Raw genomic sequence first — 21,074 nt, 5'->3', positions numbered from 1 at the left:
AAGTGAAGCGCGTGCCGGCCATTGCGACGAAGCGCCGCCGGACACGCGAAATACGTCCGCGACGTGAGGGGGCCGCGATATATGTGATGCGCCCGATCAGCTCAGGCGCATGCGATCCGCCTCGATACCGCCTCCGCGACGTGAGGTGTCCGCGATACGTGTGATGCGCCCGATCAGCTCAGGCGCATGCGATCCGCCTCAATACCGCGACAGCTGATTGCCGTTGATCTGCACGCGATCGCCCGGGCGCAGGTCGCCCGGCGACTGCACGTCGAACGAGCGCGTCGAGCCGTCGCTCACCCGCACGTCGATCCGGTAGCTGCTCGGCGGTTGGGCCGCGCCCATCTGCTGGCCGATCTGGTTGCCGGCGACGGCGCCGCCGAGCGCGCCGATCACGGTGGCCGCATCGCGGCCGTGGCCGCGGCCGAACTGGTTGCCCACCAGGCCGCCGACCAGCGCACCGACGACGGTGCCGGCGACGCCCGACGTGCCGACTGAGCCGTTGACTGGCTGGATGTTCGCGACGGTGCCGTATTGCGTGCCGTAGCCGTTGCCGTACTGGCCGCCGTAAGGCTGCGGGTTGCCGTACTGGTCGTACTGCGGCGCCTGGTTCGGATAGGCCGGCTGCTGCGGCTGCACGTAACCCGGTTGCGAATACGCGGGTTGCGCGTAGCCGGGCGTCGCGTACTGTTGCTGCGGATAGCCCGGTTGCGCGCCGTAGTAGCCCGGCGCGACACAGGCGGTCAGCGGAAGCGCCGCCACGGCGACGAGCGTGGCGAACAGAACGGTCTTCGTGGAAGGCATGCGCATCATGATGTTTCCTGCATCGGCAACGTGTTCGCCGACGAATTCCGGGACGGGTGGCGAACTCGGCGTGAGTATAAGGAAAGGGCGGATGCGCGTCCGGTGCGGCCGGGTAACAACGTGTAAAGTCTGTTGCCGCGCAAATCGCGGTGCGGCGCGGCCGAGATTCGACGATGCGGTTCGCCGTCCGGCAGCCGCGTGAGGGCGCCGATTGTGCGACGATCGGCACCCGCGGGCGCCCGCCCGGTGATCACACCCCATCTTCGCGCCACGCCCGACGGGCAGCTCGCCCGCATATCGCGAAATCGAATGCGCGGCATCGCGACATTTAATTGGCCACTGGCCGCCCCGTCCGATATCGTGACCGCACATCCCTGCCAACGGTCGCGCCGTGCCGGCTGCGGTGCCTTCCCCTGTCCGCGTCGGCGTCGCGCAGCGGCCGCCCCACTCATTCCGACTCATGACCGATCGCTTCTTCACCAACGCCGTCGATGCCGGCGGCCGGCCCGTCAACCTCGTCGTCCATGACGGCCGCTTCGTCGCGATCGGCACCGATTGCACTGCCGCACCCGGCGCCGAAACGATCGACCTCGGCGGCCGCGTTGTGCTGCCCGGCTTCGTCGACGGCCACATCCATCTCGACAAGAGTTTCGTCGGCGACCGCTGGGTGCCGCACCAATCGGTCGACTCGCTGCGCGAGCGGCTCGTGGTCGAGAAGCGCCAGCTCGCGGCCGCGCCGCCGATCGTCGAGCGCGCGAATGCGCTGATCGCGCAGGCCGCCGCGTTCGGCACGATCGCGATGCGCAGCCACGTCGACGTGGACGCGACGACCGGCATGTCGAACCTGCACGCCGTGATGGCCGCGCGCGAACAGTGGCGCGGAATCGTCGACATCGAACTGGTCGCGTTTCCGCAGGCCGGCGTGGCGACGTGCCCGGGCACTGCCGCGCTCCTCGATGCGGCCGTGCGCGAAGGCGCGGACGTGGTCGGCGGGATCGACCCGACGACGCTCGACGGCGACGCGGACGGCCAGCTCGACATCGTGTTCGGCATCGCCGAGAAGCGCGGCGCGAAGATCGACATCCACCTGCACGAACCGGGCGAGACCGGCATCGCGCAACTGCTGCGGATCGCGGCGCGCACGCGCGCAGCCGGCCTCGGCGGCCGCGTGAACGTGAGCCACGCGTATGCGCTCGGCCAGGTCGAACATGGCGACGTCGAGCGTGCGGCCGCGGCACTCGCCGACGCCGGCGTGTCGATCCTGACCAACGCGCCGGGCGACTGCGCATTCCCGCCGGTTCAGCAGCTGCGCGACGCGGGCGTCCACGTGTTCGCCGGCAACGACAACATTCGCGACGCGTGGTGGCCGTACGGCAACGGCGACATGCTGCAGCGCGCGATGATGGTCGGCTACCGCTCGGGCTTCCATACCGACGAAGCGCTCGGCATCGCGCTCGACATGGCGACGCACGCCGGCGCGCGCGCGCTCGGCCTCGCGCACTACGGCATCGCGGTCGGCTGCGACGCGAGCTTCGTCGCGGTGCGCGCGCCGAATGCGGCGGCCGCCGTCGCCGGCGTGCCGGCCGAACGCTGGGTGTTCCGGCGCGGCGAAAGCGACACCGGCGCGCCGTTCGCGCCGGCGCTGCGTTTCACGCGCTGACGACCCGACCGCCGTCGCGGTGCGTGCATCGCGACGGCTTCAAACTGACTGAACGATTGACCGACCACACCGGAACCGACATGACGAACCTGCTGATCCGCAACGTCCGCACGCACGCCGACGAAGCGCTCGACATCCTGATCGACGGCGAGCGCATCGCGCGCGTCGGCCCGTCGCTCGACGCGCCCGCCGGCTGCGCGATCGAGGACGGCGCGGGCGCGCTCGCGCTGCCCGGCCTCGTCGAAGGCCACACGCATCTCGACAAGACCCACTGGGGGATGCCGTGGTATCGCAACGCGGTGGGGCCGCGTCTCGTCGACCGCATCGAGAACGAGCGCAATTACCGCGCGACGAGCGGCCATGACGCGGGCGCCGCGTCGCTCGCGCTGTCGCGCGCGTTCCTCGCGGCCGGCACGACGCGCATCCGCACGCACGTCGACGTCGACACCGAAGCCGGGTTGCGCCATCTGCACGGCGTGCTCGCGACGCGCGAGACGCTGCGCGGCCAGGTGGAGATCCAGATCGTCGCGTTTCCGCAGTCGGGCGTGCTCAAGCGGCCCGGCACGGCCGCGCTGCTGTCCGACGCGCTCGGCGCGGGCGCCGACCTGCTCGGCGGCCTCGACCCGTGCGCGATCGAAGGCGATCCGGTCGAGGCGGTCGACGTGCTGTTCGGGATCGCCGAGCGTCATGGCCGCGGCCTCGACCTGCATCTGCACGAACGCGGATCGATGGGCGCGTATTCGCTCGATCTGATCCTGCAGCGCACGGCTGCGCTCGGCATGCAGGGCAAGGTCACGATCAGCCACGGCTTCTGCCTCGGCGACATCGCCGAGCGCGAGCGCGACGCGCTGCTCGCGCGGATGGCCGAACTCGGCGTCGCGATCGTCACGACCGCGCCGGCCGCGGTGCCGGTGCCGTCGGTCGTTGCGTGCCGCGCGGCCGGCGTGACCGTGATCGGCGGCAACGACGGCGTGCGCGACACGTGGACGCCGTACGGCTCGCCCGACATGCTCGAACGCGCGATGCTGATCGGCATGCGCAACGATTTCCGCCGCGACGACGCGCTCGAAGTCGCGCTCGACTGCGTGACGCACGGCGCGGCACGCGGTTGCGGCTTCGCCGACTATGGCCTGGAAGCAGGCAAGCGCGCGGACGTCGTGCTGGTCGATGCGCTGACGTTCGCCGAGGCCGTCGTCGCGCGGCCGACGCGGCGGCTCGTCGTGTCGTCGGGGAAGATCGTCGCGCGCGACGGCGCGCTGGTCTGAACCGGGCGCCGCATCGTGCCGGTTATGATCGGGCTTCCTTCAGCCTGATCTTCCGGGAGACGACGATGCGACGCACACGCACGATGGCCGCACGGGCCGCAGGATGGATCGCCGCGGCGACGTTCGCGACGGCGGCCGCGCAGGCGATGGCGGCGGGCGCGGACGGCGCGCAGCAGGAGGCGAATCGCCGCACGGTGCTCGCGTTCTACGAGAAAGGCCTGAACGAGAAGGATGCGGATGCCGCCCTCGCGTACGTCGGCGACCGGTACGTGCAGCACAACCCGAACGCGGCCGACGGCCGCGACGGTTTCCGCAAGTTCGTCGCGTTCCTGCGCGACAAGTATCCGCAGTCGCACAGCGAGATCAAGCGCTCGTTCGTCGACGGCGACTACGTGATCCTGCACGTGCACGCGGTGCGCGAACCCGGCACGCGCGGCAGCGCGATCGTGGACATCTTCCGGCTCGAACACGGCAAGATCGTCGAACACTGGGACGTGAACCAGCCGGTGCCGGAGCAGGCGGCGAACGGGAACACGATGTTCTGACGGTCGGTTTTCTCGACATCCGCCGCCGCCCGGTCGATGCCCGCCCGCATCGCTGCGCTCATTCCTGCTCGTGCTCCAGCATCGCCGCGAGCGCCTTCGTCAGTTCGCTGACCATCGGATCGGCGGTCGGCCGATGCAGGATCGCGATGTCCATGTGCTCGATCGGCGCGAAGCCGCCGTGCGCGTCGGTCAGTACGACGTGGTCGTCGGTCACCACGCGCGCGGGCAGCACGCTGATGCCGAGCCCGTCCGCGACGGCTGCCTGGATCCCGCTCAGGCTCGACGTCGTGAAACTGATCCGCCAGCGGCGGCCGCGTTCCTCGATCGCCTTGATCATGTCGTCGCGATAAAGCCCGCGCGGCGGGAACACGACGATCGGCACCGGGTCGAGGTCGATCGTCGGATGCTGCGCGCTGTCGATCCAGCGCAGTTTCTCCGGCCAGCGCACCACCGCCTCGCGGCTGTCGCGCCGCTGCTTGATCAGCACGAGATCGAGCTCGCCGCGATCGTAGGCCGCGCAGATGTCGCGGCTCAGCCCGCACGTCACCTCGAGCTTCACCTGCGGATGATCGCGCTTGAACGCGGCGAGCGCGTGGGTCGTGCGGCCCGCCGCGAAGTCGTCGGGCACGCCGAGCCGGATCGTCAGTGCGACGGTCGCGCCCGACAGCGCTTCCAGCATCTCGTCGTTCAGCGCGATCATGCGCCGCGCGTAGCTGAGCACCGTCACGCCGGCGTCGGTCGGCCGCACGTCGCGCGTGCCGCGGTCGAGCAGGCGATGCCCGGCGATCTCCTCCAGCCGCCGCACCTTCTGGCTGACCGTCGACTGCGTCGAATGCAGGCGCGCGGACGCGGTCGTGAAGCTGCCGCAGTCGGCGACCATCACGAGCGCGCGCAACAGGTCGAGGTCGAACAAAGGTCTATTCATTTCTGCACTTTTGCGGATTCGAGCATTTCATTTTCAAATGCGTGCGACGACTTTTAACATGGCCCGAGACCGCGGGCAATCGCGGTTTCGCCGGACCCGGCGCGGCTGTGCGGGCGGACTTGCAAGGAGGCACCGGGGGTTTTTCAAACGGATGGCGATCGTCGGCGCGTTTGTGTTGATGAAGCTCACGAGTGCCGCCGCCGACGGTGGCGCGCTCGAGGGGCGGCCGAGCGTGGCCACGGCGACACGGTGCGCACGTTGATCGACACGGGCGTGAAGGTCGATCACGTGAACCGGCTCGGCGCGGCCGCGCTGCTGGAAGCGATTGCGCTCGGCGACGGCGGCGAGCGCCATGTGCGGATCGTGCAGTTGCTGGTGGATGCGAAGGCGGACGTGAACCTGGCCGATTCGAACGGCGAGACACCGCTGTGGCATGCGCGCAGCCGAGGTATACGAAGATCGAGCGGATTTCGGGGGCAGCGAAAGGGCAGTGGCGTCAGCGGGGATGCGATTTGCGCGCGGTGCCGGTGTCGGGAAGCTGGCGGAGGAACTCGCCGGCCAGATTCACGCAGTAGTCGAACGACGGCGTGTAACCGAGTGTCGAGATATCGTTGAAGCGAGACTGAACGAACGTGCGACGTTCGTCGAGCAGATGCAGGAAGGTATCTCGATGGCGAACGAGAAATGCGCTTGCCTCCATCAGGCTCTCCGGCTCCCGCTCGATGACCAGGCAGAGATCGAACAGGTCTCGCGCGGTGGGACGATCTCCGCGATGCCACATTTTCTTGGCCACGATTTCCGCTGAAGTCTCGACCTTGACGATGTGGTCCATCAGCATCCATTTGTCGTAACCGGGAGACATCAGGTTTCGGGAGACCACGAAGTCGATTTCACCGTCGGGCAACACCAGTTTCACGAAACCGGCGTGTTCCTCGTACTCGGTCGTGATGTCGGATGCGGCGTCGCTGATGCGTGGGTTCACGTACCCGAGGTACTGCGGGTCGGGTACGAAGATATCGATGTCCTTGCTGACACGATGTCCGTGACGCAGCATGGGACGGTGCCGCCGCCAAATGTCCAGAACGGATGTGCCGTGCCGTACTGGCGTATCTCGTCGATTAGCGTCAGCGTTTTGCGGAAAAGCCCCTGCCACGGGCCGTCGGGCAATTCGGCCGGTGCAGTCATGCCCATACCTCCCGGTACAGATGAAGGTCCTTCGACCATGCGGCCAGGTTTTTCCAGATGGCGCGAAGCGGCGTGCCGGAGCGTGCGGCCGCTTCTTCGGCGGCCTTCACCACCACCGGCAACGGTACCTCGTCGAGGATGACGGAGATCTGCGATTCGTACCCTGCCGGAATTTGTCCCGTGGTCAGCGCGTCCGCCAGCAGTCGCTCGGTCAATTCACCCTTATAGCTGACGTTCGAGCTCACGACGGCCTTGTAGAGGCCGCTTTGGGCCGATCGCGGCTGCGCCAGGAGTTCGATGCCGAGCACGCTGAGCAACGGGATGAGCTTGTTGATTCCAAGATCCTTGACCTTGCCGGTTTCGAGCTGGTTCACCGTGAGACGAGACAATCCGGCGAGTTTTGCAAGCTGGGCCTGTGTGAGATCGAGTTCCGCCCGCCGTTTGGCAACGGCCTGACCGATTTCATAGAGTTGCATGTTCACCTCCCGACGCAGGTTCACCGCACGAAAATGTAAGTTATATCTTACATCTCGATGGTATGCATTGTCACGCATGGACGCGGGTGCGGTATAGGATGGATGGTCTATTCAAGCGAAGAAAATGTTGCGAGAGACGGCGATCGGTCGCGCTGTATAGACATACTCGCTCGACGGAAATCCGTGAAAACTCGTTCTGTGGCAGTCAAGCATCACCCCGGGTAAACGCTCAAAATATGGAGAAAATCGTGTAAATGTCCATTTTTTGCTCATCTATCCCGCTCCTTGCCCCGATTTAATTTCCCCGACTCCCTCAATCCGCCCCACATCCATTCCTTCCGCTTGCGCTCGAAAATCAAGCGGTCTAGACTGCATCGCAGCTTCATCGAAGTCCCCGTCTTTCGCGTACCGCGCCGGGCCAGCCGGCACGACGCTCCCCAACGGACGCCCGGCGCCTTCCCCCGCCACGTCGAGACCAAAAGGACACACCATGAACCGCACTGCAAGGCTTCTCGCTTCCGCGCTGGCGTTCGCGCCGCTCGTCTCGTTCGCGCAGGACACGGCGACGATCCGCTGGGGCATCGATCCCACTTATCCGCCGTTCGAGGCGAAGCAGCCCGACGGCTCGCTCGCCGGCTTCGACATCGACCTGCGCAATGCGATCTGCGAGCAGCTGCGCGCGAAATGCGTGTGGGTCGAGCAGGGTTTCGACGGGATGATTCCGGCGCTGCGCGCGCGCAAGTTCGACGTGATCATGTCCGCGATGACGGCCACCGACGAGCGGCTCAAGCAGATCGACTTTTCGAACAAGCTGTATGCGTCGCCGGGCGCGCTCGTCGCACCGGCCGGCTCGAAGCTGCTGCCGACCGCGGCGTCGCTTGCGGGCAAGCGCGTCGGGATCGACCAGGGCACGACGCAGGAGGCCTACGCGAAGGCCGAATGGGCGACCAAGGGCGTGACGATCGTGTCGTACCAGAACCAGGACCAGGTGTATCAGGATCTCGTGAACGGCCGCCTCGACGCGACCTTTCAGGACAAGACGCAAGCCGGCTATTCGTTCCTGAAGACGCCGCGCGGCAAGGGTTATGCATTCGCGGGGCCCGACGTGACCGACGTGCGCATCACCGGCTACGGCGTCGCGATGGGCGTGCGCAAAGGCGACGCCGAGATGAAGAAGCGGCTGAACGACGCGATCGTCGCGATCCGCGCGAACGGCACGTACCAGAAGATCGCCGCGAAATATTTCGACTTCGACATCTACGGCGCCAAGCAGCAGCTGACTTCCGCGCCGTGAACCCGTGACCCTGCAATTCCATGACCCCGTGGCTCAATCAATCGACAGGCAACCCATGACGAGTATCCAGGAACGCGTCGCGAAAGCCGTGACGCCCGAACTGATCGCCGCCTTCCGCGACGAAGGCGCGGTATGCATCAAGGGCATCTTCTCGCCCGACGAAGTGGCCGCGCTGCGTGCCGGCATCGACGCGAACCTCGCGCAGCCGAGCGCGCGCGCGAAGGTCGCGAGCCGGCCCGACGATCCGGGCTGGTTCTTCGAGGACTTCTGCAACTGGCAGCACAACGACGCGTATCGCGACTTCATCGTGCGGTCGCCCGCGCCGTCGGTGGCCGCGGCGCTGATGGGCACGCAGACGGTGCGGCTGCATCACGACCACCTGCTCGTGAAGGAGCCTGGCACGCGGCAGCGCACGCCGTGGCACCAGGACCAGCCGTACTACAACATCGAAGGCGACGACAACGTCAGCATGTGGATTCCGGTCGATCCGGTGCCGCTCGAATCGACGCTCGAATTCGTCGCGGGTTCGCACCAGGGGCCATGGCTGATGCCGCGCACGTTCATGGACAAGGAGGCGAAGTGGTTCCCGGAAGGCAGCCTCGCCGACCTGCCCGACATCGAAGCCGACCGCGCGGCGTTCCCGATCCGTCACTGGGCGCTCGAGCCGGGCGACATGGTGTGCTTCCGGATGCTGACGCTGCATGCGTCGGGCGGGACGCAGAACCGCCGGCGCGCGTTCTCGATCCGCTTCGTCGGCGACGATATCCGTCATGCGCCGCGCCGCTGGAAGACGTCGCCCGATTTCCCGGGACTGGCCGACGAACTGCCCGACGGCGCGCCGCTCGAGCATGCGCTGTTTCCGGTCGTGTGGTCGCGCGGCGCGGGGCAGGTCGGGGCGATCTGAGCGGCGCGGATCGACTACGTCGCGCGACATCGAGCGACATCGAGCGACATCGAGCGACATCGAGCGACATCGAGCGACGGCAAGCGACGGCAAGCGACGGCAAGCGACGGCAAGCGACCTTCAGCGACGCCATGCGCGCGCCGCGCGTGGTCTCTTACCCGCGCTGAGGAAGGTTCAGGTCTGGTGACGTCCGGCGCCCGGCTTGAAGCGCGAGCCGAGCCGGTAGCGGTTGCCCGGATGCAGGAAGTGCACGAACGTGACGGGCAGCCCGTTCGTCCAGGTGCGGCGCGTGAGCGTGAGGCACGGCTCGTCGGCGCGCATGTCGAGCAGCCGCGCCTGTTCACCGGACGGCAGCGACGCGTCGACCACGTGCTCGATCTCCAGTTCGTAGTGCGACACGTTGTTGAACAGGTATTCGGACGGTGGCTCGGCCTGGAAATCCTGATCGATGAATTCGGGCGCGGCGGCCGGGTTCACGTAGCGATCCTCGAGCTGGATCGGGCGGCCGTTTTCCTCGTGCACGCACACCACGTGAAACACCGGCGTGTTGACCGCCAGCCCGAACGCGGCCGCGACGTCGAACGACGCGGGCTCGCGCGACTGGCTGAGCACGCGGCAGCGGTACTCGTGGCCGCGCGCGCGGATCTCGTCGCGGATGTGCGCGATCATCAGCAGGTTCGACTGCGGCTTCACCTCGGCGACGAAGGTGCCGACGCCCGCGATGCGCTTCAGCACGCCTTCCTCGGTCAGCTCGCGCAGCGCGCGGTTGACCGTCATGCGCGCGACGCCGAATTGCGCGGCGAGATCGAGTTCGGACGGAATGCGGTCCCCCGGGCGCCAGTCGCCCGCATCGACGTTCTGGCGAACGAGTGTCTTGATCTGCTGGAACGGTGCGGTGGTCTTCGTGACCATCGGGGATCCTTGGGGAAGGGCAATCGCGAAATTCTATCCCGGATCAGGGCGCGGGCAGTTCGCGAACGTCGGCCGTCGGCACGGATCCGAACGCATCGCTCAGCGCATAGCCGATCAGCTGCCGCGCGGCAGCCTCGGGTGTCGATAGCGCGCCGCTCGACTTCAGTTCGTCGAATTTCTCGCGCATCGGGAAGTTCGCTTCGCTGGTCGAGCGGATCGTCGCCTGCATGCCCGTATCGACGACGCCCGGCGCGACGCTGCAGATTCGCAGCGCGCGGTTCGCATCGAGCGCGACGGCGCGCGCGTGATGATCGAGCGCGGCCTTGGTCGCGCAGTAGACGCTCCAGCCCGCGTACGCGTTGCGCGCGGCGCCGCTCGACACGTGCAGGATCCGGCATTCGGTCGGCGCCGCTGCCGCCTGCACGAGCGCGGCCGACAGCATCAGCGGCGCCGCGACGTTCAGGCCGACCGCGCGCGCGACGAGCGCCGGATCCTGTGCGTCGAGCGGCCCGATCGGATCGACGATGCCCGCGTTGTTGAAGAGCAGCACGATCGACGCGCCGTCGACGAAGCGGCGCAGCGTGTCGCCGGCGAGCCAGGTTGCGACGGCCGACGTGTCCGACAGGTCGAGTTCGATTTCGGCGAAACGGTCGCCGGCCTGCGCGGCGAGCGACGGATGACCGCTGCGCGATACGCCGAGCACGGCGATGCCTTCCTGCAGCAATTGTTCGGCAAGCGCCGCGCCGAGGCCGCGCGTGTGTCCGGTGACGATGGCGCGCACGTGCGGCGCGAGAGAGGAGGCGATCATGGCGGTGAACGAGTGAACGAGTGAACGGTTGAAGCGTGTTGACAGGCGCGGCGCGCAGGCGGGGCGGCACGGCGTGCGGGACGGGCGATGCGCGGTATTGACCTGGCGGACGAATCCGGCCGAGCGCCGCGCGTCCGGGTGTACGCATATCGTAGCGCCGGCCTGCGCGACGCGCAAACGCGGGACGACGCCGCGCGTGAGCGCGGAGCATGCGTTCGTGCGGCCGAACGCAGGCGTCGCCGTGCGCCGCCGCACGGCCGAACCGTTGGACGAAAACCGGCCGCGGCAAGTGCGCGCGCCGCGGCGGCGAGTGGCGCCGGGCCTCACGTCGCGAGCTATCATATGGCTCGCCCGTTCGCGACGCCGGACGGGCCGCGACCGTTTCCCTTCACCCGCTGCACGCTGCGACGCCATCCATGAACACCACGCCGGACATGCCCACGCCACGCGCCCTGCGCGAACTCACGCCCCTCGAGGCCCGCATTCTCGGGGTGCTCGTCGAGAAGCAGCACACGGTGCCGGACACCTATCCGTTGTCGCTGAATGCGCTGACCGCGGGCTGCAACCAGAAAACCGCGCGCTCGCCGGTGATGAACGTCAGCGAGGACGAAGTCACGACCGCGCTCGACGGGCTCAAGCACCTGAGCCTCGTGATGGAGGGCAGCAGCAGCCGCGTGCCGCGTTTCGAGCACAATGTGAACCGCGTGCTCGGGATTCCGAGCCAGGCGATCGCGCTGCTGACGATCCTGCTGCTGCGCGGCCCGCAGACGGCCGCCGAACTGCGCCTGAACAGCGCACGCCTGCACGGCTTCGCGGACATCTCGTCGGTCGAGGCGTTCCTCGACGAACTCGCGGCGCGTGCGCAGCCGCTCGTCGTCCGGCTGCCGCGCGCGCCCGGTGCGCGCGAGAACCGCTGGATGCACCTGATGTGCGGCGAGGTGAACGTCGCCGACTACGCCGGTGCGGACGCGGGCGGCGGCGCGGATTCCGTTCCGCCGTCGGAGTTCGAGGCGCTCAAGGCCGAGCAGAAGCGGCTTGCGGATGAAGTGGCGCGGCTGAACGCACTCGTGCAGCGGATGGCGACCGAACTCGGGATCGACGTCGATACCCCGGGCGACGCCGGCTGATTGCCCGCCCGAGCCAACTCGACACCGGCGCGCATTTGAGTCGTGGATGGAGAAGCGATTCAGCCGATGCTGATTCGCGTGGCACCTGCGTCGACGAGCCGGAACAGCAGATCCTCGACGGCCGCGCCCGGCGCCGAGCCCAGGTCCGCATTGACGCGCCATCCTTGCTCCGTGCCCGCCGGTTCCGACAGATAGTGAACGATGCCGTGCAGGCCGTCCTCGGCCGGCTCGCCTACGTCGTCGGCGTCGAACCACGCGAAGAACCATGTCCTGAACGCGTCGGTGGCCGCGGCCTCGCCGATGCCGTCGGCTTCGATCGTCGCCCAGTCCCACACGAACGGCCGGATCGACACCGCCGCCGTTTCGAGTTCGAACGCGAACGGTTCGAAGTCCAGTTGCGTGGTCGAGTCGACCATTGCCGGCTGGCCGGCCGATTCGCCTTCGGTGTGAACGATGTCGGCGCGGCACGGCAGTGCGAGCGGGCCTTCGGTGGCCAGCGTGCCGTCGGCTTTCCGGTAGGCCGGTTCGACGACGGCCGCCGGTTGCGCTGCCGCTTGTGCGAGCAGGTCGGCGTAGGGCTGGCGGATGGCGCTGAGCAGTTCGGATACGGTCATCGTGGCGTGTCGGGTCATGTTGCGTACGATCAATCACAGACAGGTGGTGCGTCGTGCCGCCTGCGCAGAAGGCGAGGCGTCATCGGCAGCGGACAGCGATGATCGTACGGTACGTCGGCCACACGCGACCACTCGGCCGAACGGCCGGCGCCCCGGGTCGCGTTGCGGCTGGCGACCGGCGGCGCTTGCATGAAGCCCGTTCCATGAAGCCCTGTCGACAGGCCCGGAAACGTCGGCAGGCGCGCGCCCGAAACGCGCGGCATCGGCGCAACGCGCCGAATGCCCGGGCGATCCGTTGCGGATCGCCGTTCTTTCGCCCGGCCTCTTGACGCAGATCGCATGCCCCCGCCGCGCCTCGCTGCCGCCTTGCGCGAGTGCCATAATCGAGCCTGCACCTCATTCCAGACGTCCCCCGGAGAATCACCATGCAGAACCTCGACAATCCTTCCCATGATCGCGAGGTAGGCAGTGCCGACGCGACGCAGGACACCACGCGTATCGACGACGTCCGCATCGGCGCCGTGCGTCCGCTGATCTCGCCGGCGCTGCTGCAGGACGAACTGCCGGTGCCGGCCGCCACGCAGACGCTCGTCGAGGACACGCGCCGCGCGATCGGCGACATCCTGCACGGCCGCGACGACCGGCTGCTGCTCGTCGTCGGCCCGTGCTCGATCCACGATCACGACCAGGCGCTCGAGTACGCCCGCCGCCTGAAGGCCGCCGCCGATGCGCTGAAGGACGACCTGCTGATCACGATGCGCGTGTACTTCGAGAAGCCGCGCACGACGGTCGGCTGGAAGGGCTACATCAACGATCCGCGCCTCGACGGCAGCTTCCGCATCAACGAAGGGCTGCGCGCGGCGCGGCAACTGCTGCTCGACATCAACGCGCTCGGCCTGCCTGCGTCGACCGAATTCCTCGACCTGCTGAGCCCGCAGTACATCGCGGACCTGATCGCGTGGGGCGCGATCGGGGCGCGCACGACCGAGAGCCAGAGCCATCGTCAGCTGGCATCGGGGCTGAGCTGTCCGATCGGTTTCAAGAACGGCACCGACGGCGGCGTGCAGGTCGCATCCGACGCGATCGTCGCCGCGCGCGCGAGCCATGCGTTCATGGGGATGACGAAGATGGGCATGGCCGCGATCTTCGAGACGCGCGGCAACGACGACGCGCACGTGATCCTGCGCGGCGGCAAGAACGGGCCGAACTACGACGCCGAACACGTCGAGGCGAGCTGCGCGGTGCTGCGCAAGAGCGGGTTGCGCGAGCAGGTGATGGTCGATTGCTCGCATGCGAATTCCAACAAGTCGCACGAGCGGCAGATCGAGGTCGCGCAGGATCTCGCGCGGCAGCTGTCGCAGGGCGAGCACCGGATCGTCGGCGTGATGGTCGAGAGCCATCTCGAGGCCGGGCGCCAGGATCTGAAGCCGGGCGTGCCGCTGCAGTACGGCGTGTCGATCACCGATGCGTGCCTGAGCTGGACGCAGACGGAGCCGGTGCTCGACGTGCTGGCGGAGGCGGTGCGGCATCGCAGGGTGTATTCGCGCAACGCGTGAGGCGGTGTGACTGCGTGGCGGGGCCGGGGACGTCCGCCGCACGGTCCGTGCGCCGGTGACGACCGGATGCCCGTCTCCGACGTTCTCCCGATCGACATGCCGCGGCGCGCACATCCTGTCCGCACGGACATTGATCTTCATCCGTGTCGCCCCGCCTGTCACGTCGCACTCCGAACGCACGATCCGGCGAATGCCGCTACCATGAAGCCGTGTTGCACGCTGCGGTCCGGCCACGCCGGTCCGTCATGCACACACGCAGTGGCGGCGCGGCTGGCCGCCACGCGACCGACGAAGCGCGGGGCGCTCACCGATCAGCCGTTGCGCCCGCGTCGCTTCGCTCCCGGAATCAACAACAACCGAACCGGAGTGCAATACATGAAGTTCTACAAGACCCTCATCGCGGCAACCGTCCTCGCATCGAGCGTCAGCGCGCACGCGCAGATCGCCGGCGCGCAGCCGCTCAGCGTGACCGTCGAGCAATCGCAGGCGCTGCTCGAAGGCTGGAGCGTGAAGAAGAGCGTGCTCGGCAAGGCCGTGTACAACGACGCGAACCAGAAAGTCGGCACGGTGCGCGACCTGATCGTCGCGCCGGACGGCTCGGTGTCGGCGGCGATCGTGTCGGCGGGCGGCTTCCTCGGCGTGGCCGCGCATGACGTCGCGGTGCCGATCGCGTCGCTCGACGTGCGCAACGGCAACATCTACCTGCCGGGCGCGACGAAGGACGCGCTGAAGGCCACGCCGGCATTCCAGTACGCGAAGGTGCCGTCGCCGCCGAAGCCGAAGAAGGCCGACGACAAGCACTGATCCACGCGGCCCGGCGCGCGACCTGCCATGCCCGGCCGGCCGCGCGCCGGGCCGCGCCACGTCGCGTCGCGCGCCGATCCATTACGGGCGCAGTGCGCGCCCGCGCTCGGTCTACGTAATTCTACGTAGCCCCGCATACGTAGTTGTGCGCTTGTAAGCTGCCCCTGTCGCGCGGAATACTACGGCCCATCGCCGCGGCATCCACGAGACGCGGCACGACGCATCGACGTCACGCGGGTTCGGCGCCTGGCCGGATCCACTCAAAACCACATTGGAGACCAGGAGACGCCATGAATCGGGCTTCCAGTACCCTGCTATGGATCGCCGTCGCGCTGCTCGGCGCATTCGCGTTCGGGACGATCGCACTCGCGCACGGCGAACGCGTCAGCGCGCTGTGGATCGTGATCGCCGCAGTCTGCGTATATCTGATCGCATATCGCTTCTACAGCCGTTTCATCGCCAGCAAGGTCATGCAGCTCGACGGGCTGCGGATGACGCCGGCCGTCCGGCACAACGACGGCCTCGACTACGTACCGACCAACAAGTACGTGCTGTTCGGCCATCACTTCGCCGCGATCGCCGGCGCCGGGCCGCTCGTCGGCCCCGTGCTCGCCGCGCAGATGGGCTACACGCCCGGCATGCTGTGGATCCTGGCCGGCGTCGTGTTCGCCGGCGCGGTGCAGGACTTCATCGTGCTGTTCATCTCGACGCGCCGCGACGGCCGCTCGCTTGGCGACCTCGTCAAGATGGAGCTCGGCACGGTGCCCGGCGTGATCGCGCTGTTCGGCGCGTTCCTGATCATGGTGATCATCCTCGCGGTGCTCGCGCTGATCGTCGTGAAGGCGCTGACGAATTCGCCGTGGGGCACGTTCACCGTCGCCGCGACGATTCCGATCGCCCTGTTCATGGGCGTCTACACGCGCTACATCCGTCCGGGCCGCATCGGCGAAGTGTCGATCATCGGCTTCGTGCTGCTGATGGCGTCGATCGCGTTCGGCCAGACCGTGCACGATTCGCCGGCGCTCGCCGCCTGGTTCACGTTCAGCGGCACGCAGCTCACGTGGATCCTGATCGGCTACGGTTTCGTCGCATCGGTGCTGCCGGTGTGGCTGCTGCTCGCGCCGCGCGACTACCTGTCGACGTTCCTGAAGATCGGCACGATCCTCGGCCTTGCGATCGGCATCCTGGTCGTCGCGCCGGAACTGAAGATGCCCGCGTTGACGAAGTTCGTCGACGGCACGGGCCCGGTATGGTCGGGCAACCTGTTCCCGTTCCTGTTCATCACGATCGCGTGCGGCGCGGTGTCGGGCTTCCACGCGCTGATCTCGTCGGGCACGACGCCGAAGCTGATCGACAACGAAACCAACGCACGCTTCATCGGTTACGGCGCGATGCTGATGGAATCGTTCGTCGCGATCATGGCGCTGGTCGCCGCGTGCGTGATCGAGCCGGGCATCTACTTCGCGATGAACGCGCCGGCCGCCGTGCTCGGCTCCACGCCGGAAGCCGTCGCGAACACGGTCACGCAATGGGGCTTCGTGCTGACGCCCGACATGCTGACGCAGACCGCGAAGGCCGTCGGCGAAACGACGATCATCGCGCGTGCGGGCGGCGCGCCGACGCTGGCCGTCGGCATGGCGCACATCCTGCACCAGGTGATCGGCGGCGAAGCGATGATGGCGTTCTGGTATCACTTCGCGATCCTGTTCGAGGCGCTGTTCATCCTGACGGCGGTCGACGCCGGCACGCGCGCGGGCCGCTTCATGCTGCAGGACCTGCTCGGCACGTTCCACCCGGCGCTCAAGCGCACCGAGTCGCTGCCCGCGAACCTGGTCGCCACCGCGCTGTGCGTGGCCGCGTGGGGCTACTTCCTGTACCAGGGCGTGGTCGATCCGCTCGGCGGCATCAACACGCTGTGGCCGCTGTTCGGCATCTCGAACCAGATGCTCGCCGCGATCGCGCTGGTGCTCGGCACCGTCGTGCTGTTCAAGATGAAGCGCGAGCGCTACGCGTGGGTGACGATCGTGCCGACCGCATGGCTGTTGATCTGCACGCTGACGGCCGGCTGGCAGAAGATCTTCGATGCGAACCCGAAGGTCAGCTTCCTCGCGCACGCGGCGAAGCTGCAGGCCGCGGTGGACGAAGGCAAGGTGCTCGCGCCGGCGAAGTCGATCGCGCAGATGCAGCGGATCATCTTCAACGACTACATCGATGCGGCGCTGGCCGGCCTGTTCATCTTCGTCGTCGTGGCGATCGCGGGGTACGGGCTGCTCGCCGTGCTGCGCGCGCGCCGCGAGTCGAAGCCGACCGTGCGCGAGACGCCGTACGAAGCGATGCCGGCCGCGCAGGCGCTTGGCAGCGGACGTTAAAGGGAGGCCGCGATGTTCAGCGATCTGGGCAGCGACCTGCGCAGCGCGGGGCGTTACCTCGGGCAGGCGTTGCGGCTGATGGTCGGCCTGCCCGACTACGACACCTACGTCGCGCACATGCGCGACACCCATCCGGACCGCGAGCCGATGACGTATGAGGAATTCTTCCGCGAGCGTCAGAATGCGCGGTACGGGTCGGGGGCAGGGAAGTGTTGCTGAAGCGGGCCGGCAAAGCCGGCCGGTAAGGGCACCACCAAGGGCAGTCCGGTGACGGACCAGGAAGCGCCGCGAAGGCATTCGCGGCGCTTTTTATTTGGCGGGCCGGGGCGGGCATGTTTGCTGCCTGTCGTGGTTGCGGCGGTTGGCCCGCTTCAGCGCGGCTTGATCCGGCCGCCGGTATCATAGGGCTCTACTTTTTTCCGATGAATCCGCGCAGGAGAACCCGTCGTGCATGTCGGTGAGCGTTTCAACAGCATTTCCCATCTCGTCGGCGCGGTATTGTCGGTGGCAGGGCTGGTCGCGCTGGTGACGATGGGTGCGCTCGACCGCGATCCTTACAAGATCGTGAGCTTCAGCGTGTACGGCGCGATGCTGATCCTGTTGTACGGGATCTCGACCGCGTATCACAGCGTGCGCAACCCGCGGCTCAAGGCGATCCTGCAGAAGTGTGACCATTCGGCGATCTATCTGCTGATCGCGGGCAGCTACACGCCGTTCACGCTCGTCACGCTGCGCGGCCCGTGGGGCTGGTCGCTGTTCGGCGTGAGCTGGGGGCTCGCCGCGTTCGGGATCGTGCAGGAGCTCACGCTCGGACGGCGCACGCGCATCGTGTCGATGATCCTGTACGTGCTGATGGGCTGGCTCGCGCTCGTCGCGATCCGCCCGCTGATCCATGCGTTGCCGCCGGTGGGTACCGCATGGCTCGTGGCCGGCGGCGTCATCTACAGCGCCGGGATCTACTTCTTCATCAACGACGAACGCATCCGCCACGGGCACGGTATCTGGCACCTTTTCGTGCTGGCCGGCAGCCTGTGCCAGTTCGTCAGTGTCGCGATGTATGTGGCGTGAGCGACGCGGGACGCAGACGAAGGCGCAGCCGCATGCGGCTGCGGCCGTGTCAGCCGGAGCAGGCGCGCCGTGCGTTCTTCGTGGTCGTCGGCGTCAGGTGCGACCGGCCGCTGGCGCGACGTTGCGCAGCGTGTTGAACCCGACCCACCCCCAGTAGACGCGATGATGCGCGATCAGCCCGTCGCGCAGATCCATCACCTCGACGAGATCGACCTGATCGCCGTCCGGCGTTTCGCGCGGATATTCCCAGGTGAGTTGCTTGCCGTTCGAAAAGAACAGGCCCGTGCGGTACCAGCGTCCGAGCCGGTTGCCCGGATTGCGCAGCCCTGCCGCGAAGAACGCGCCGATCGCGGGCTTGCCGTGCAGCACGCCCGAGCCGTGATCGGGCAGCGTGGCGACGATCAGCGGCGTTTCGAGGATCGCGTCGTCCGCGTACAGCGACATCAGCGCATCGAGGTCGCGTGCGACGACGGCGGCGTGCCAGTCTCGATGGATGCGGTGCGCATCGGTGTCGGCGTGGGTCATGGTGCGTTCCGGCAAGCGTGGATAACGGCACCACTGTATTGATGCAACGCTGTCGGACGTTTCACCGCAGGCCGAAACGTGGATGGTGCGTGCGCCGAGCGCAACCGCAACCGCAACCGCAACCGCAACCGCAACCGCGTTCCGCCGTTCGCGTCAGCCCCCCAGCGCGCCGAGATTCAGTTCATGCGACTTGCCGATCCACACCGCGCTGTCGCGATGGTCGCGCAGTTCGTCGTTGGTATTCGGATGCAGGAAGATGTCGAGCGCGCCGTGATTCAGCACGAGCCACGGCACGATGGTGTCGAACCGCGTGGCGTCGAATGCGATCTGGTACGACCAGGCCGGATGCGGGCCGACGAGGCGTTCGTGAAAGCGGCCGAGCTCGATGATCGCGCCGAACCGCTCTTCGACGACGAGGCGAAACGCCCAGGCCGCGTCGCGGCTGGCGGCGTCGAAGTAGACGTGTGCGTGCCAACTGTTGATCGCGGTGGAATCGATATCAGCCATGACGGGACTCGTGAGAGGAATAGGGAAGGCATGAGCGCCGTCACTTGCGGCGCGATGGGCAATTATCGCGCGTCCTTGTCGGACACGTCTTGTCGCGAAGCGATAAATCGGCGTGAAGAATGGTTGCGCGTCAAAGAAACCGGCGGGTTCGTTGAGGTATTTCCCGCGCGGGCCGGCATGCGCGGCATCGTGCCGCAAGCCCGGCCGGCGCGGGCTCCGAGCGAAATCGCTTCGGCAATACGTCATTTCGAAAATGGCAAAAGCGATTCGCGCACTGCATCGAATCGTCTGCAAAAACGCGATCAGGTCGTTGAATGAAATAAAGAAATTCCACTCGGGCGGCATTGGCGAGTCGCGCGCGTCACGCGCCGGCCGTCAGTGCCGAAAATATCAATTGCGGAATCGGCTATTCAAGCGCGCGGCCGCGCGACATACGATGGTTTCACCGCATCGACGTCGAAGATCGATGCGGACGCAACCATCTGGAGGCCATGATGCGATCCGTTGTTTCCCTTGCAGTGCTGTCCGGCGCGCTTGCCGCGCTGCCCGCCGCGAGCTTCGCGCAGTCCGTCGACACCGAGCGGCAGTCGAACGTCGCGCCGTTGACCTGGTCCGCGGCGCGTGCCGAAACCGACGCGCAACTGATGCAGATGACGCGCGCCGGCTATCGCGCGACGACGGCCGGCAACCAGAACTATCCGCTCGCGATGCAGCGTGCGCTCGAACGCGTACGGAACCCGGTGCCCGACCGCTCGCGCGACGAGAAGGCCGCGATGGAAGCGCGTGCGGCCAGCGCCGCGCAGAGCGGCCATCCGGTAAAGGCGTTCTTCGTGAAGACCGCGTACTACCTGAAAGGCGAGAACACGTTCTGATGCGGGAGACGAGCATGGCATGCGCGAACCGACTCGCCGACGCGTGGCGCGCGTCGACGATCCGCCGGCTGCCGCGCGCGTGCGCGACGCGGCGGCGTGACGATCCGTACGCCGCGCGGCGCCGCGCGAACGGCCATCGCGCCGCGCGCCCCGGCGCAGTCGCGTGCCGCACCGGGTTGCCGCGCTTCGACGCGGACGACGTTGCCGCCAGCGAGAGCGGATCATGAAGGCCGTCCGGAAAAGCCGTCGCCATCCGCCGCTGACGCGCGAATGGCTGCTGCCGTTGCCGCCCGCGCATGTGCGCGACATCTCGCTGAAATGCCACATGGCGCTCGTCGCGCTGCGTGGCGAGCACGGCAGCGAAACGTTGCTGATGCGGTTGCGCACGAGCGTCTACCTGGTGTTCCTCGCGCTCGACGACGCGGTATCGGCGGACGCGAGCATCGACCTGTGCGTCGATGCGGAGCGCATGCTCGATGCGAGCGTCGCGCGCGCGGCGGAAAGCGGCGCATGGACGCTGCACGACGACGAATGCGCGGTGCTCGAGCGCATCCTCGCCGCGAACGATGCGTGCGTCGCGACGCTCACGCGGCACCGGCTCGCCGAGCTGTGGCGTCACGTCAGTGCGTTCGCGTCGGCCGACCAGCCGGCCCTCGTCGCGCAAGCCGCGGCGAAGATGCGGGAACCGGCCGTTCTGCATTGAGCATCGTCGACGCGACCGGCGCCGCGCGATGTTTCATACCTGTCCCATTCCCCGGCGCCGACGCTCGCCGTCTAATGTCATGACGGGAACCGGACGGGTTCGGTCGATGACGATCCATCGTCGCGTGGGCGATGATCGTACGTGTCGGCGT

26 protein-coding genes are annotated in these 21,074 nt (G+C 67.6%); 16 read left to right on the top strand and 10 right to left on the bottom strand.

The annotated features are described in order from the left end of the window. Positions 1 to 198 precede the first annotated feature (198 nt). The gene (locus DID98_RS06555; RefSeq protein ID WP_124520120.1) at positions 199 to 813 is read right to left on the bottom strand and encodes a glycine zipper 2TM domain-containing protein; all 615 of its coding nucleotides are present in this window, start codon (positions 811 to 813) and stop codon (positions 199 to 201) included. A 451-nt stretch (positions 814 to 1,264) separates the two neighbouring features. On the opposite strand from DID98_RS06555, the gene DID98_RS06545 reads away from it, so the two are divergent. The 3 genes from DID98_RS06545 to DID98_RS06535 all read left to right on the top strand — a co-directional run bounded on the left by DID98_RS06545 (position 1,265) and on the right by DID98_RS06535 (position 4,274). Beyond that, on the top strand, positions 1,265 to 2,464 hold the full coding sequence (locus DID98_RS06545; RefSeq protein WP_124520116.1) for an amidohydrolase family protein: 1,200 nt from the start codon (positions 1,265 to 1,267) through the stop codon (positions 2,462 to 2,464). A gap of 80 nt (positions 2,465 to 2,544) precedes the next feature. Next, a complete protein-coding gene (locus DID98_RS06540; RefSeq protein WP_124520114.1) occupies positions 2,545 to 3,729 on the top strand; it encodes an amidohydrolase family protein in 1,185 nt (394 codons plus the stop codon). Positions 3,730 to 3,794: 65 nt separating this feature from the next. Next, entirely contained in the window at positions 3,795 to 4,274 is a 480-nt protein-coding gene (locus DID98_RS06535) for a nuclear transport factor 2 family protein (RefSeq protein WP_124486028.1), read from the top strand. A 58-nt stretch (positions 4,275 to 4,332) separates the two neighbouring features. On the opposite strand, the gene DID98_RS06530 is transcribed toward DID98_RS06535, so the two are convergent. Both DID98_RS06530 and DID98_RS36525 read right to left on the bottom strand, forming a co-directional pair. Beyond that, positions 4,333 to 5,199, bottom strand: a complete 867-nt coding sequence (locus DID98_RS06530) for a LysR family transcriptional regulator (protein ID WP_124486029.1) — start codon at positions 5,197 to 5,199, stop codon at positions 4,333 to 4,335. Positions 5,200 to 5,232: 33 nt separating this feature from the next. Beyond that, positions 5,233 to 5,553, bottom strand: a complete 321-nt coding sequence (locus tag DID98_RS36525) for a hypothetical protein (RefSeq protein WP_185500305.1) — start codon at positions 5,551 to 5,553, stop codon at positions 5,233 to 5,235. On the opposite strand from DID98_RS36525, the gene DID98_RS36615 reads away from it, so the two are divergent. Further along, a complete protein-coding gene (locus tag DID98_RS36615) occupies positions 5,449 to 5,814 on the top strand; it encodes a hypothetical protein (protein ID WP_409362334.1) in 366 nt (121 codons plus the stop codon). The genes DID98_RS36525 and DID98_RS36615 overlap by 105 nt on opposite strands. On the opposite strand, the gene DID98_RS06520 is transcribed toward DID98_RS36615, so the two are convergent. Then, positions 5,696 to 6,253, bottom strand: a complete 558-nt coding sequence (locus DID98_RS06520; protein ID WP_260426214.1) for a nucleotidyl transferase AbiEii/AbiGii toxin family protein — start codon at positions 6,251 to 6,253, stop codon at positions 5,696 to 5,698. The genes DID98_RS36615 and DID98_RS06520 overlap by 119 nt on opposite strands. Positions 6,254 to 6,380: 127 nt before the next feature. Next, positions 6,381 to 6,860: a helix-turn-helix domain-containing protein gene (locus DID98_RS06515; protein WP_124486031.1), complete on the bottom strand. Its 480-nt coding sequence runs from the start codon at positions 6,858 to 6,860 to the stop codon at positions 6,381 to 6,383. Between the two features lie 490 nt (positions 6,861 to 7,350). Between DID98_RS06515 and DID98_RS06510 the strand changes: the two genes are divergently transcribed. Next, positions 7,351 to 8,154, top strand: coding sequence for an ABC transporter substrate-binding protein (locus DID98_RS06510; protein ID WP_124486032.1), 804 nt, complete (start codon positions 7,351 to 7,353; stop codon positions 8,152 to 8,154). Between the two features lie 55 nt (positions 8,155 to 8,209). After that, complete coding sequence (locus DID98_RS06505; RefSeq protein WP_044844966.1) at positions 8,210 to 9,058, top strand: phytanoyl-CoA dioxygenase family protein; 849 nt, start codon at positions 8,210 to 8,212, stop codon at positions 9,056 to 9,058. Positions 9,059 to 9,232: 174 nt separating this feature from the next. On the opposite strand, the gene hutC is transcribed toward DID98_RS06505, so the two are convergent. Beyond that, positions 9,233 to 9,970, bottom strand: coding sequence for a histidine utilization repressor (hutC, locus tag DID98_RS06500; RefSeq protein WP_044844967.1), 738 nt, complete (start codon positions 9,968 to 9,970; stop codon positions 9,233 to 9,235). Positions 9,971 to 10,013: 43 nt separating this feature from the next. Next, positions 10,014 to 10,778, bottom strand: coding sequence for an SDR family oxidoreductase (locus tag DID98_RS06495; protein WP_124520112.1), 765 nt, complete (start codon positions 10,776 to 10,778; stop codon positions 10,014 to 10,016). A 416-nt stretch (positions 10,779 to 11,194) separates the two neighbouring features. Here DID98_RS06495 and DID98_RS06490 point away from each other — a divergent pair, with 416 nt between their 5' ends. After that, positions 11,195 to 11,905, top strand: a complete 711-nt coding sequence (locus DID98_RS06490) for a YceH family protein (RefSeq protein ID WP_044844969.1) — start codon at positions 11,195 to 11,197, stop codon at positions 11,903 to 11,905. Between the two features lie 59 nt (positions 11,906 to 11,964). On the opposite strand, the gene DID98_RS06485 is transcribed toward DID98_RS06490, so the two are convergent. Next, complete coding sequence (locus DID98_RS06485; protein WP_124520110.1) at positions 11,965 to 12,519, bottom strand: hypothetical protein; 555 nt, start codon at positions 12,517 to 12,519, stop codon at positions 11,965 to 11,967. A gap of 425 nt (positions 12,520 to 12,944) precedes the next feature. Between DID98_RS06485 and DID98_RS06480 the strand changes: the two genes are divergently transcribed. The 5 genes from DID98_RS06480 (at position 12,945) to trhA (ending at position 18,316) form a co-directional block, all read left to right on the top strand. After that, positions 12,945 to 14,075: a 3-deoxy-7-phosphoheptulonate synthase gene (locus DID98_RS06480; protein ID WP_014900794.1), complete on the top strand. Its 1,131-nt coding sequence runs from the start codon at positions 12,945 to 12,947 to the stop codon at positions 14,073 to 14,075. Between the two features lie 375 nt (positions 14,076 to 14,450). Beyond that, positions 14,451 to 14,879 (top strand): PRC-barrel domain-containing protein, encoded by a 429-nt coding sequence (locus tag DID98_RS06470; RefSeq protein WP_124520109.1) that lies wholly within the window; start codon positions 14,451 to 14,453, stop codon positions 14,877 to 14,879. 290 nt (positions 14,880 to 15,169) lie between these two features. After that, positions 15,170 to 17,248, top strand: a complete 2,079-nt coding sequence (locus DID98_RS06465) for a carbon starvation CstA family protein (RefSeq protein WP_124520108.1) — start codon at positions 15,170 to 15,172, stop codon at positions 17,246 to 17,248. A 12-nt stretch (positions 17,249 to 17,260) separates the two neighbouring features. Then, positions 17,261 to 17,467 carry a YbdD/YjiX family protein gene (locus DID98_RS06460; RefSeq protein ID WP_006766647.1) on the top strand — a complete coding sequence of 69 codons (207 nt, stop codon included), beginning with the start codon at positions 17,261 to 17,263 and terminating at the stop codon, positions 17,465 to 17,467. Positions 17,468 to 17,695: 228 nt separating this feature from the next. Next, the gene (gene trhA, locus DID98_RS06455) at positions 17,696 to 18,316 is read left to right on the top strand and encodes a PAQR family membrane homeostasis protein TrhA (protein ID WP_044844973.1); all 621 of its coding nucleotides are present in this window, start codon (positions 17,696 to 17,698) and stop codon (positions 18,314 to 18,316) included. A gap of 93 nt (positions 18,317 to 18,409) precedes the next feature. Here trhA and DID98_RS06450 read toward each other — a convergent pair whose 3' ends face one another. Both DID98_RS06450 and DID98_RS06445 read right to left on the bottom strand, forming a co-directional pair. After that, positions 18,410 to 18,841, bottom strand: a complete 432-nt coding sequence (locus tag DID98_RS06450) for a nuclear transport factor 2 family protein (protein WP_124486037.1) — start codon at positions 18,839 to 18,841, stop codon at positions 18,410 to 18,412. A gap of 153 nt (positions 18,842 to 18,994) precedes the next feature. Next, on the bottom strand, positions 18,995 to 19,348 hold the full coding sequence (locus DID98_RS06445) for a DOPA 4,5-dioxygenase family protein (RefSeq protein ID WP_044844975.1): 354 nt from the start codon (positions 19,346 to 19,348) through the stop codon (positions 18,995 to 18,997). Positions 19,349 to 19,378: 30 nt separating this feature from the next. Between DID98_RS06445 and DID98_RS06440 the strand changes: the two genes are divergently transcribed. The 4 genes from DID98_RS06440 to DID98_RS06425 all read left to right on the top strand — a co-directional run bounded on the left by DID98_RS06440 (position 19,379) and on the right by DID98_RS06425 (position 20,923). After that, positions 19,379 to 19,666: a hypothetical protein gene (locus tag DID98_RS06440; protein ID WP_124486038.1), complete on the top strand. Its 288-nt coding sequence runs from the start codon at positions 19,379 to 19,381 to the stop codon at positions 19,664 to 19,666. A 176-nt stretch (positions 19,667 to 19,842) separates the two neighbouring features. Beyond that, positions 19,843 to 20,220: a hypothetical protein gene (locus DID98_RS06435; RefSeq protein WP_124486039.1), complete on the top strand. Its 378-nt coding sequence runs from the start codon at positions 19,843 to 19,845 to the stop codon at positions 20,218 to 20,220. A 14-nt stretch (positions 20,221 to 20,234) separates the two neighbouring features. Further along, on the top strand, positions 20,235 to 20,447 hold the full coding sequence (locus DID98_RS06430) for a hypothetical protein (protein WP_124486040.1): 213 nt from the start codon (positions 20,235 to 20,237) through the stop codon (positions 20,445 to 20,447). After that, complete coding sequence (locus DID98_RS06425; RefSeq protein ID WP_124520107.1) at positions 20,444 to 20,923, top strand: hypothetical protein; 480 nt, start codon at positions 20,444 to 20,446, stop codon at positions 20,921 to 20,923. Before DID98_RS06430 ends, DID98_RS06425 begins: the two co-directional genes overlap by 4 nt. Positions 20,924 to 21,074: the final 151 nt, after the last annotated feature.

Source organism: Burkholderia sp. Bp8984, from assembly GCF_003853755.1.
Lineage (GTDB): Bacteria > Pseudomonadota > Gammaproteobacteria > Burkholderiales > Burkholderiaceae > Burkholderia.
The sequence above is the reverse complement of the archived record's forward strand: the minus strand, read 5'-3'. Positions and strand labels throughout refer to the sequence as shown.

Excerpts from the sequence above, each read along its gene's own strand:
- DID98_RS06555 (WP_124520120.1), bottom strand. The coding sequence starts at position 813 with ATGATGCGCATGCCTTCCACGAAGACCGTTCTGTTCGCCACGCTCGTC.
- DID98_RS06545 (WP_124520116.1), top strand. The coding sequence starts at position 1,265 with ATGACCGATCGCTTCTTCACCAACGCCGTCGATGCCGGCGGCCGGCCC.
- DID98_RS06540 (WP_124520114.1), top strand. The coding sequence starts at position 2,545 with ATGACGAACCTGCTGATCCGCAACGTCCGCACGCACGCCGACGAAGCG.
- DID98_RS06535 (WP_124486028.1), top strand. The coding sequence starts at position 3,795 with ATGCGACGCACACGCACGATGGCCGCACGGGCCGCAGGATGGATCGCC.
- DID98_RS06530 (WP_124486029.1), bottom strand. The coding sequence starts at position 5,199 with ATGAATAGACCTTTGTTCGACCTCGACCTGTTGCGCGCGCTCGTGATG.
- DID98_RS36525 (WP_185500305.1), bottom strand. The coding sequence starts at position 5,553 with ATGGCGCTCGCCGCCGTCGCCGAGCGCAATCGCTTCCAGCAGCGCGGC.
- DID98_RS06520 (WP_260426214.1), bottom strand. The coding sequence starts at position 6,253 with ATGCTGCGTCACGGACATCGTGTCAGCAAGGACATCGATATCTTCGTA.
- DID98_RS06515 (WP_124486031.1), bottom strand. The coding sequence starts at position 6,860 with ATGCAACTCTATGAAATCGGTCAGGCCGTTGCCAAACGGCGGGCGGAA.
- DID98_RS06510 (WP_124486032.1), top strand. The coding sequence starts at position 7,351 with ATGAACCGCACTGCAAGGCTTCTCGCTTCCGCGCTGGCGTTCGCGCCG.
- DID98_RS06505 (WP_044844966.1), top strand. The coding sequence starts at position 8,210 with ATGACGAGTATCCAGGAACGCGTCGCGAAAGCCGTGACGCCCGAACTG.
- hutC (WP_044844967.1), bottom strand. The coding sequence starts at position 9,970 with ATGGTCACGAAGACCACCGCACCGTTCCAGCAGATCAAGACACTCGTT.
- DID98_RS06495 (WP_124520112.1), bottom strand. The coding sequence starts at position 10,778 with ATGATCGCCTCCTCTCTCGCGCCGCACGTGCGCGCCATCGTCACCGGA.
- DID98_RS06490 (WP_044844969.1), top strand. The coding sequence starts at position 11,195 with ATGAACACCACGCCGGACATGCCCACGCCACGCGCCCTGCGCGAACTC.
- DID98_RS06485 (WP_124520110.1), bottom strand. The coding sequence starts at position 12,519 with ATGACCGTATCCGAACTGCTCAGCGCCATCCGCCAGCCCTACGCCGAC.
- DID98_RS06480 (WP_014900794.1), top strand. The coding sequence starts at position 12,945 with ATGCAGAACCTCGACAATCCTTCCCATGATCGCGAGGTAGGCAGTGCC.
- DID98_RS06470 (WP_124520109.1), top strand. The coding sequence starts at position 14,451 with ATGAAGTTCTACAAGACCCTCATCGCGGCAACCGTCCTCGCATCGAGC.
- DID98_RS06465 (WP_124520108.1), top strand. The coding sequence starts at position 15,170 with ATGAATCGGGCTTCCAGTACCCTGCTATGGATCGCCGTCGCGCTGCTC.
- DID98_RS06460 (WP_006766647.1), top strand. The coding sequence starts at position 17,261 with ATGTTCAGCGATCTGGGCAGCGACCTGCGCAGCGCGGGGCGTTACCTC.
- DID98_RS06450 (WP_124486037.1), bottom strand. The coding sequence starts at position 18,841 with ATGACCCACGCCGACACCGATGCGCACCGCATCCATCGAGACTGGCAC.
- DID98_RS06445 (WP_044844975.1), bottom strand. The coding sequence starts at position 19,348 with ATGGCTGATATCGATTCCACCGCGATCAACAGTTGGCACGCACACGTC.
- DID98_RS06440 (WP_124486038.1), top strand. The coding sequence starts at position 19,379 with ATGAGCGCCGTCACTTGCGGCGCGATGGGCAATTATCGCGCGTCCTTG.
- DID98_RS06435 (WP_124486039.1), top strand. The coding sequence starts at position 19,843 with ATGCGATCCGTTGTTTCCCTTGCAGTGCTGTCCGGCGCGCTTGCCGCG.
- DID98_RS06430 (WP_124486040.1), top strand. The coding sequence starts at position 20,235 with ATGGCATGCGCGAACCGACTCGCCGACGCGTGGCGCGCGTCGACGATC.
- DID98_RS06425 (WP_124520107.1), top strand. The coding sequence starts at position 20,444 with ATGAAGGCCGTCCGGAAAAGCCGTCGCCATCCGCCGCTGACGCGCGAA.